Below are 204 nucleotides of genomic sequence, written 5' to 3'. Positions count from 1 at the left end.
AACAAATACTAATTTCATAAAGGGAATCTTTATGATCGATAAAAAAAGAATTAACAGATTCATCCTTAATGTCAAATAACTTTAATAATTCTTTGTTCATAATAATTCATATAACCAGAACTAGACAAAAAAATTGTAACAAAAAAGGAGATGTATTTACATCCCCTAGATATTTTATAGGTTCCTCCCCACGATATTTTAAAG

It is taken from the genome of Coprobacillus sp. AF33-1AC (genome assembly GCF_003475785.1).
In the GTDB taxonomy this organism is placed as follows: domain Bacteria; phylum Bacillota_I; class Bacilli_A; order Erysipelotrichales; family Coprobacillaceae; genus Faecalibacillus.
This window is presented reverse-complemented; position numbering follows the sequence as displayed.